This window comes from Geobacillus jurassicus NBRC 107829, from assembly GCF_001544315.1.
In the GTDB taxonomy this organism is placed as follows: Bacteria; Bacillota; Bacilli; order Bacillales; family Anoxybacillaceae; genus Geobacillus; species Geobacillus jurassicus.
In genome coordinates this window covers 43,636-52,981 of sequence record NZ_BCQG01000023.1, presented here as the reverse complement: position 1 = coordinate 52,981, position 9,346 = coordinate 43,636, and the positions used below count along the sequence as shown (strand labels likewise).

Sequence of the window (9,346 nt, the reverse complement as noted above, 5' to 3'; positions counted from 1 at the left end):
AAACGAGCAGCCAGTTGCATTGGTGCAATTGGCTGCTTTTGTTTTGAGGAAAAAACGATAGGGACCTACTCAATGTCTCTCTTCCTTTCATCTACTAGTATAGAATGTTAGCAATGTGGGAAACATAGAGGATGGGAGGTGGAGAACATGGGGGCATCAATAGTGGGTCGGAATCAATGTGAACGTGTATGCATCGTTTGTGAACAGGAAAAAGAGGAAGGCATTTTCCTTTTTGGCCATTTCCTTTGTTTAGACTGCAACCGGGCGATCGTGCAAACGAATACGGACGACCCGAACTACTCGTTTTACGTGCAGCAGTTGCGCAAAATGTTTACATCGAAAATTTATTCGTAAAGGGCCTGCATTTGGGCCTATTTTTTATGGTACTATATGTTTTGGTATTTGTCGTACGTATCTTGTGCATTTTGATCATCTGCCCGGATGATGTCTTTCCTTGGGCAGCCAGCAAGGGAATGAGGATGATGGATCAAACGAAAACTCCTTTATATGATGCCCTTGTGCGCCATTGGGCGCGCCGCCCGGTTTCGTTCCATGTGCCGGGCCATAAATACGGTGCTTTGTTTCCTGAACAGGGGAGAGAGATGTTTGCGCCGCTATTGGCGTTGGATGCGACGGAAATTTCTGGATTGGATGACTTGCATCATCCTGAGTCGGTGATTGCCGAGGCGCAGACGCTGGCGGCGGAGCTGTACGGCGCCAAGGAGACATTTTTCCTTGTAAACGGGTCGACGGCGGGAAATTTGGCAATGATCGCCGCCGTGTGTGATGGAAAGAGGAAGAAAGTGATTGTGCAACGCAATTGCCATAAATCGGTGATGCATGCGCTACAACTTATGGGGGCGGTTCCTATCCTTCTTGCTCCTGAGTTTGATAGTGACGTGTGCGTCGCTTCGCATGTTCGCATCGAAGCGGTCAAAGAGGCGTTGGTGCTCCATGGTGACGCGGCTGCGATTGTATTTACGAATCCAAATTACTATGGACTGTCTGTTGATTTGACAGAAATGGTTCGCCTCGCTCATGAGCATGGCATTCCGGTGCTTGTTGATGAGGCGCATGGCGCCCATTTCGTCGTCGGCCCCCCGTTCCCTACATCGGCGCTTCGCTATGGCGCCGATGTTGTCGTGCAATCGGCGCATAAAACGCTGCCGGCGATGACGATGGGGGCGTTTTTGCATGTGAACAGCGAGCGGGTTGATCTTGAACGATTGAAATATTTTTTGCAGTTGTTTCAGTCAAGCAGTCCGTCTTATCCGGTTATGGCGTCGCTCGATTTGGCGCGGAGTTATGTCGCCCAGCTTTCGAAACGCGATCGCGATGCAGAGGCGATCGTTGCGGAAGTCAAGGAGTTTCAAGCAGCGTTGGCGGATATCGAGGGTGTGGCGGTCGTTTCTTCCCGCTGCGTTGGCGTGCAGACCGACCCGCTGAAAATAACGGTGCAGACGCGCTGTTCCTTGACCGGGTATGAATTGCAGCAGCGGCTTGAGCGCGAAGGGGTGTTTGTAGAACTTGCCGACCCGCTGAACGTGCTTTTCGTTTGTCCGCTGGCGGCGACCGGATGGCTTCAGGAGGCGGTGGAGAAAATCAAACGGGCGTGGCGCGACCTGCCCGTTGGTGAGGCACCGGTGTTTGATGCCCCGCCTTTTCTCGGCCCGCTGCTGTCGGTTTTAGCCCCGTATGATGAGTTGTGCTGCATGCGGAAAAAAGTGGTAGCGCTCGGAGAAGCTGAAGGGCATATAGCGGCGGAAACCGTCATTCCGTACCCGCCCGGGGTGCCGCTCGTGTGGGTCGGGGAACGGATCGGCCGCGGCCATATTGAACAGATCCGCCAGCTTCTTCGCCATCGTGTGCACATACAAGGTGGAAGCCGGTTGAAAGATGGGCAGTTGGTCGTGTACGAATGAGAAAGATGGAAAGGATGCCGCAAGTGATGAACGGATGCTTTTTTTCGTTTGAAGGGCCGGAAGGAGCTGGCAAAACAACGATGATCAGCAAATTGGAGTCGTTGTTGCGCGAGCGGGGATTTGACGTCGTGGCGACAAGGGAACCGGGCGGGGTGCGCATTGCCGAAGCGATTCGTTCGATCATTTTAAACAGTGACTATACAGAAATGGATGGGCGGACGGAGGCGCTTTTGTACGCGGCGGCGCGCCGGCAGCATTTGCTTGAGAAAATCGTTCCGGCGCTTGAGGCCGGACGCGTCGTTCTTTGCGACCGGTTTGTTGACAGTTCCCTCGCCTATCAAGGATTTGCCCGCGGGATTGGCATTGAGGAAGTATGGAAAATTAATGAGTTCGCCATTGATGGATATTTACCGTCGTTGACGATTTATTTTGACATCGATCCGCAAATTGGACTCGAACGGATTCGGCGAGACCGCGGACGGGAAATGAATCGGCTTGATCTTGAAACGTTGTCTTTTCATCAAAAAGTGCGAGAAGGATATTGGGAGCTGGCCAAGCGGTTTGCCGACCGCATCGTGTTCATTGACGCGAGCCGCCCGCTTGATGACGTATTTGCCGAAACGGCGGCGTTGGTGCTTTCCCGCTTGAAAGGAAGATGAAAGCGTGATTTCCATGAATCCGGCCGTGATGATTCCTCGCGGACATGATAGAATAGGAAATAAGAAATAAGGAAGAGTGATGACGATGCGATGGGAACAGCTAGCGAGACGCCAGCCGGTGGTGGCGAAAATGCTGCAAAGCGGCTTGGAAAAAGGGCGGATTTCCCATGCGTACTTGTTTGAGGGGCAGCGGGGGACGGGCAAAAAAGCAGCTAGTTTGCTGTTGGCGAAACGGTTGTTTTGCCTGTCCCCCATCGGAGTTTCCCCATGTCTAGAGTGCCGCAACTGCCGGCGCATCGATTCCGGCAACCACCCGGACGTTCGGGTGATCAGCCCGGATGGCGGATCGATCAAGAAGGAACAAATCGAATGGCTGCAGCAGGAGTTCTCGAAAACGGCGGTCGAGTCGGATAAAAAAATGTACATCGTTGAACATGCCGATCAAATGACGATCAGTGCGGCCAACAGCCTTCTGAAATTTTTAGAAGAACCGCGTCCGGGGACGATAGCGGTGTTGCTGACGGAGCAATACCACCGCTTGTTAGGGACAATCGTTTCCCGTTGTCAAGTGCTTTCGTTCCGGCCGCTGCCGCCGGCGGAGCTCGCCCGGGAGCTTGTCGCGGAGCACGTGCCGCCGCCGCTTGCGCTGCTGGCTGCCCATTTGACAAACAGCTTCGATGAAGCGTTGGCGCTTGCTCAAGACCGTTGGTTTGCTGAAGCGCGAACGTTAGTGCTACAATGGTATGAGATGCTGGGGAAGCCGGAGCTGCAGCTTTTGTTTTTCATCCATGACCGCTTCTTTCCGCATTTTCCGGAAAAACATCAGCTTGACCTTGGACTTGATTTGCTTTTATATCTATACCGCGATTTGCTGCATATTCAAGCCGGGCAGATGGACAGTGTGCTATACCGCGATCAGCTGGACCGCCTGCAGCAATGGGCGCTGGCTTGCCCGCAGCGGCGGATTTTGGCTGGCATGGAAGCGATTTTGCAAGCGAAAACGCGTTTCCATACAACGAATATGAGCACAGCGCTGCTTGTTGAGCAACTCGTTCTTCAATTAAAACGGTAAAGGAGGGAGAGCCGTTGTATACGGTCGTCGGCGTTCGGTTTAAAAAAGCCGGGAAAATTTATTATTTTGACCCCGGCGATGCCGTCATTCCGGTCGGTGAATGCGTCATTGTCGAGACGGCGCGCGGCATTGAGTATGGAAAAGTCGTCATCGCCAATAAACAAGTCGACGAAAACGACATCGTGCTGCCGCTCAAAAAAGTGATCCGTGTGGCGAATGAGAAAGATAAATGGGTTGTGGAAGAAAACAAAAAGGCGGCGCGCGAGGCGTATGACATTTGCCTGCGCAAAGTCGAGGAGCACGGGCTGGAAATGAAGCTCGTCGATGTGGAATATACGTTTGACCGCAATAAAGTGATCTTTTATTTCACCGCTGATGGGCGTGTCGATTTCCGTGAACTTGTGAAGGACTTAGCGTCGATTTTCCGCACGCGCATCGAGCTGCGGAAAATCGGGGTGCGCGACGAAGCGAAAATGCTCGGCGGCATCGGGCCGTGCGGCCGCATGCTTTGTTGTTCAACGTTTTTAGGCGATTTTGAGCCGGTGTCGATCAAAATGGCGAAAGATCAAAATTTGTCGCTCAATCCGGCGAAAATTTCCGGGCTGTGCGGCCGGCTGATGTGCTGCCTGAAATATGAAAACGAAGAGTACGAGACGGCGAAGGAGCAACTTCCAGATTTAGGGGAATATGTCGAAACACCGCATGGTTTTGGCAAAGTCGTCGGTTTGAACATTTTAGAGCGGGTGTTGCAAATCGAGCTTTCAGAATTCGGACGGGTCGTTGAATATACACTCGATGAGCTGATGAAAAACGGGACGTTGTCCATTCGCGTCGCAGATTAATTTGGGGTGGGGCCAGTGGAAAAAGTAGATAAAAAAGAAGTGTTTCGATCAGTGGCCAATATGGAAGAGCAACTTAGTTATTTTTACCGCGAGCTCGTGCAGCTGAAACAGCGCGTAACGGAGCTGTTAGAAGAGAATCACCAGCTGCAAATCGAAAATGCTCATTTGCGCCGTCGGCTTGAACAATTGTCAGAAGCATGGGAAGAAGGCAAACGAAAAGGGGCCAAACATGGCAAAAAACTCATCGACATTGGCGAAGGGTATGACAATTTAGCCCGCCTTTACCAAGAAGGGTTTCATATTTGTCACATCCATTACGGAAGCGTTCGCACCGAGGGCGATTGTTTGTTTTGCTTGTCGTTTTTGAACAAAAACTAAAGGCAGCGCCACCCTTTCCGTTTCGGAAAGGTTATTTTTTTCAATGGAGGATCGTGCGTCATGGTGGAATTGTATGAAGATGAACGGCTCGATTACTTGTTCAACGAAGAGCTCCGCATCATTCAGAGTCCGTCTGTGTTTTCCTTTTCCCTTGATGCCGTGCTTCTTGCCCATTTTGCTTATATGCCGATTCAAAAAGGCCAGATCGTCGATTTGTGTACGGGCAACGGGGTGATTCCCCTCTTATTGAGCCGGCGAACAAAAGGGACGATCATCGGCATCGAAATTCAAGAACGGCTTTGTGACATGGCGAGGCGGAGTGTGCAATACAACGGGCTTGAAGGACAAATCGAGATCATACACGGCGACATTAAAGAAGCGCCGCAGCGGATCGGTTACAGCCGGTACGATGTCGTCACGTGCAATCCTCCGTATTTTCCAACGGCCGGCAAAGACGAGCTGAGCAAAAATGAACATATCGCCATCGCCCGCCATGAAATTTATTGTACGCTAGAGGATGTGATTCGCGTCAGCAGCCAGCTGTTGAAGCAAGGAGGGAAGGCGGCGTTCGTCCACCGGCCCGGGCGGCTGCTTGACCTTGTGACGCTCATGCGCCAATACCGTCTTGAGCCGAAACGGCTCCGCTTTGTGTACCCGAAAGCGGGCAAAGAGGCGAACATGATTTTAATTGAAGGGACAAAAGATGCAAGCCCGGACTTAAAAGTGTTGCCTCCGCTTGTCGTGTATGATGAGAATAACGAATATACCGAGGAGACGAAGCGTATCTTATATGGCATTATTTCATCTTAAAGGGGCGGACAAGGATGCTTTGGCAGCAGAAAAGTTTTACCGAACAAACGGAGCAAGGGACACTGTACATCGTGCCGACGCCGATCGGCAATTTGGAGGATATGACGTTTCGCGCGGTTAGGACGCTTCAGGAAGCTGACGTCATCGCCGCCGAAGACACAAGGCAGACGAAAAAGCTGCTCTCCCATTTCGACATTCATACGCCGCTCGTCAGCTACCACGAGCATAATAAATACGCGAGCGGCCGGCAGCTTGTCGAATGGTTGAAGAAAGGAAAAACGGTGGCATTGGTGAGCGACGCCGGGATGCCCGGCATTTCCGACCCCGGCTATGAACTCATTGCGGCGGCGCTTGCCGAACGCTGCCCCGTCGTCCCTCTTCCTGGAGCGAACGCGGCATTGACAGCGCTTGTCGCCTCCGGTTTGCCGACCAACCGCTTTTTGTTTGTCGGCTTTTTGGAACGGGCGAAAAAAGAAAAAAAAGAGCAGCTGCTGTCGTTGAAAACAGCGGCCGAGACGTTAATTTTTTATGAGGCGCCCCACCGCCTGAAAGAAACGCTCGCTCTCATGTATGATATATTCGGCAATCGGCGCATCGCTCTTGGCCGCGAGCTGACGAAACGGTTTGAGGAGTTTATCCGCGGCGATTTAAGCGAAGCGGTCGCCTGGGCGGAAGAACATGACATCCGGGGTGAATTTTGCCTCATTGTCGAAGGGGCGAAAGAGGCGGAATCAGAGCCAAAGGAGGCTTGGTGGCAGCCGCTTTCGCTTGTCGAACATGTCGATTATTATATTCGTGAGCACCGTCTTTCCGTCAAAGAGGCGGTGAAACAGGCGGCCAATGATCGAAACATGTCGAAACGCGACGTTTATCAACAGTATCATCAACAGCAAGAAAAAAAAGAGTTTCTCTGAAGCCAGAGAAACTCTTTGTTTATTCTTTTTCTTTGTCTGCGGCTGCTTCTAGATGCTGTTGGATCTCCTGCAACAAAATTTCTGCACCTTCGCGGCTTAAAATGATTTTGCCGCCCGCCAACTTGAAGTTGTCATCCGATACTTCGCCAGTGACCACACACGTCATGTTTGGTTTATACTTTTTCAAAATGATGCGGTCATCATCGACGTAAATTTCCAACGCATCTTTTTCGTTGATATCCAGCGTACGGCGAAGCTCAATCGGAATGACGACGCGGCCCAACTCATCGACTTTACGCACGATTCCTGTCGATTTCATCGTCTGTTCTCCTCTCCGCAAGAAAGTTTTTTGTCGTTATTCGTCAATATTCGACAAATTTCCTACACCCTAATCATATCAGTGTTTCCATTAAGCGTCAATCCTTTAATATGTAAAATTTTAAAAAAATGTATATTGTTATTTCAAAAAAAAGTTTGTTTAGAGAGAAAGGAGAAAATGAGTAAGATTGTCCATCTAAACCTTATCTCTATATAACAAATTTGCAATAATTGTTGAAAATATGACCATATTTTTGCAGGTTAGAGTATATTTTTTCAGCCTGCGAGAAATAGATGTTTTTGTAGAATGAAAAAATTATGTAAAATAGAAGTAACACCGCTCTCGTCGCCGGACGAGGGCTTTTGTGCTCAATAGTACGAGGGAGGGCCTAACCGTATGGAGAAAAAAACGTTTTATTTGACGACGCCGATTTATTACCCGAGCGACCGCCTGCATATCGGGCATGCTTACACAACGGTGGCGGGGGACGCCATGGCTCGCTATAAACGGCTGCGCGGCTACGATGTGATGTATTTGACCGGCACCGATGAGCACGGGCAAAAAATTCAGCGTAAGGCGGAAGAAAAAGGAGTGACGCCGCAGCAATACGTTGATGAGATTGTTGCCGGCATTCAGGAGCTGTGGAAGAAGCTCGACATTTCCTACGACGATTTTATTCGCACAACGCAGGAGCGTCATAAAAAAGTCGTCGAACAAATTTTCGCCCGTCTTGTTGAACAAGGCGATATTTATTTGGGCGAATATGAAGGCTGGTATTGCACGCCGTGCGAGTCGTTTTACACCGAACGGCAGCTTGTCGACGGCAACTGTCCGGACTGCGGCCGGCCTGTTGAGAAAGTGAAAGAGGAGTCCTACTTCTTCCGGATGAGCAAATACGTCGACCGCCTATTGCAATATTACGAAGAAAACCCGGATTTTATCCAGCCGGAATCGCGGAAAAATGAGATGATCAACAATTTCATTAAGCCGGGGCTCGAGGACTTGGCTGTGTCGCGGACGACGTTCGATTGGGGCATTAAAGTGCCGGGCAATCCGAAGCATGTCATTTATGTTTGGATCGACGCGCTCGCCAACTACATCACCGCGCTCGGCTACGGCACGGACAACGATGAAAAGTTCCGTAAATATTGGCCGGCCGATGTTCATTTGGTCGGCAAGGAAATCGTCCGCTTCCACACGATTTATTGGCCGATTATGCTGATGGCGCTCGGGTTGCCGTTGCCGAAAAAAGTATTCGGCCACGGCTGGCTGCTCATGAAAGACGGAAAAATGTCCAAATCGAAAGGCAATGTCGTCGATCCAGTGACGCTCATCGATCGGTATGGGCTTGATGCGCTCCGCTATTATTTGCTGCGGGAAGTGCCGTTCGGCGCTGACGGTGTGTTTACGCCGGAAGGATTTATTGAGCGCATTAACTATGATTTGGCCAATGACTTAGGCAACTTGTTGCACCGCACGGTGGCGATGATCGAGAAATATTTCGGCGGCGTCATTCCGCCATACCGCGGGCCGAAAACGCCGTTTGACCAAGAGTTGGTGCAGACGGCGCGCGAAGTGGTGCGCCAATATGAAGAAGCAATGGAAGGAATGGAGTTTTCCGTCGCTCTCGCCGCCGTTTGGCAGTTAATCAGCCGGACGAACAAATACATTGATGAAACGCAGCCATGGGTGTTGGCGAAAGACGAACAGAAACGGGACGCGCTTGCCGCCGTCATGACCCATTTGGCTGAATCGCTCCGCCATACAGCGGTATTGCTCCAACCGTTTTTGACGCGCACGCCGGAGCGCATCTTCGCCCAGCTTGGCATCAATGACCGTTCGTTGAAAGAGTGGGACAGCTTGTACGATTTTGGCCTCATTCCAGAAGGGACGAAAGTGCAAAAAGGGGAGCCGCTCTTCCCGCGCCTTGATATTGAAGCAGAAGTCGAGTACATTAAGGCGCACATGCAAGGAGGCAAACCGTCCGCCGAGCCAGTAAAAGAGGAGAAGAAAACGGATGGAGCAGCAGAGATTTCAATTGACGAGTTTGCGAAAATCGATTTGCGCGTCGCTGAAGTCATCCATGCCGAACGGATGAAAAATGCTGATAAGCTGCTGAAGCTTCAGCTTGATCTCGGCGGTGAGAAGCGGCAAGTGATCTCTGGCATCGCTGAGTTTTACAAGCCAGAGGAACTCGTCGGCAAAAAAGTCATTTGCGTCACCAATTTAAAACCGGCGAAGCTTCGCGGCGAATGGTCGGAAGGGATGATTTTAGCCGGGGGCAGCGGCGGGGAGTTCTCGCTGGCAACGGTGGATCAAAACATTCCAAACGGGACAAAAATTAAATAACGGCTTGACTGGTGAGGGGGTGTCGCGTTTGACACCTCCTTGTTGCCATTTTGTAATGGAAATGTTAACGAATTGTGACGT

Annotated in this window: 10 protein-coding genes; 9 read left to right on the top strand and 1 reads right to left on the bottom strand. The window is 50.9% G+C overall.

Annotated elements, in window-relative coordinates; genetic code table 11:
- Window positions 1-147: 147 nt before the first annotated feature.
- From GJ1_RS08435 to rsmI, 8 genes are all read left to right on the top strand, one after another.
- Window positions 148-354, top strand: coding sequence for a sigma factor G inhibitor Gin (locus GJ1_RS08435; protein WP_066231079.1), 207 nt, complete (start codon window positions 148-150; stop codon window positions 352-354).
- A 128-nt stretch (window positions 355-482) separates the two neighbouring features.
- On the top strand, window positions 483-1,922 hold the full coding sequence (locus tag GJ1_RS08430; RefSeq protein ID WP_066231077.1) for an aminotransferase class I/II-fold pyridoxal phosphate-dependent enzyme: 1,440 nt from the start codon (window positions 483-485) through the stop codon (window positions 1,920-1,922).
- Between the two features lie 26 nt (window positions 1,923-1,948).
- Window positions 1,949-2,581, top strand: a complete 633-nt coding sequence (tmk, locus tag GJ1_RS08425; RefSeq protein ID WP_066231074.1) for a dTMP kinase — start codon at window positions 1,949-1,951, stop codon at window positions 2,579-2,581.
- A 79-nt stretch (window positions 2,582-2,660) separates the two neighbouring features.
- Window positions 2,661-3,653: a DNA polymerase III subunit delta' gene (gene holB / locus GJ1_RS08420; RefSeq protein WP_066231071.1), complete on the top strand. Its 993-nt coding sequence runs from the start codon at window positions 2,661-2,663 to the stop codon at window positions 3,651-3,653.
- Window positions 3,654-3,667: 14 nt separating this feature from the next.
- Window positions 3,668-4,495 (top strand): PSP1 domain-containing protein, encoded by an 828-nt coding sequence (locus tag GJ1_RS08415; protein ID WP_066231069.1) that lies wholly within the window; start codon window positions 3,668-3,670, stop codon window positions 4,493-4,495.
- Between the two features lie 15 nt (window positions 4,496-4,510).
- On the top strand, window positions 4,511-4,873 hold the full coding sequence (gene yabA, locus GJ1_RS08410) for a DNA replication initiation control protein YabA (RefSeq protein ID WP_083509975.1): 363 nt from the start codon (window positions 4,511-4,513) through the stop codon (window positions 4,871-4,873).
- Between the two features lie 60 nt (window positions 4,874-4,933).
- Window positions 4,934-5,683, top strand: coding sequence for a tRNA1(Val) (adenine(37)-N6)-methyltransferase (locus tag GJ1_RS08405; protein WP_066231065.1), 750 nt, complete (start codon window positions 4,934-4,936; stop codon window positions 5,681-5,683).
- Between the two features lie 14 nt (window positions 5,684-5,697).
- A complete protein-coding gene (rsmI, locus tag GJ1_RS08400; protein ID WP_066231063.1) occupies window positions 5,698-6,597 on the top strand; it encodes a 16S rRNA (cytidine(1402)-2'-O)-methyltransferase in 900 nt (299 codons plus the stop codon).
- 19 nt (window positions 6,598-6,616) lie between these two features.
- Here rsmI and abrB read toward each other — a convergent pair whose 3' ends face one another.
- Window positions 6,617-6,916 carry a transition state genes transcriptional regulator AbrB gene (abrB, locus tag GJ1_RS08395; RefSeq protein ID WP_021322629.1) on the bottom strand — a complete coding sequence of 100 codons (300 nt, stop codon included), beginning with the start codon at window positions 6,914-6,916 and terminating at the stop codon, window positions 6,617-6,619.
- 396 nt (window positions 6,917-7,312) lie between these two features.
- On the opposite strand from abrB, the gene metG reads away from it, so the two are divergent.
- Complete coding sequence (gene metG, locus GJ1_RS08390) at window positions 7,313-9,265, top strand: methionine--tRNA ligase (RefSeq protein WP_066231060.1); 1,953 nt, start codon at window positions 7,313-7,315, stop codon at window positions 9,263-9,265.
- Window positions 9,266-9,346: the final 81 nt, after the last annotated feature.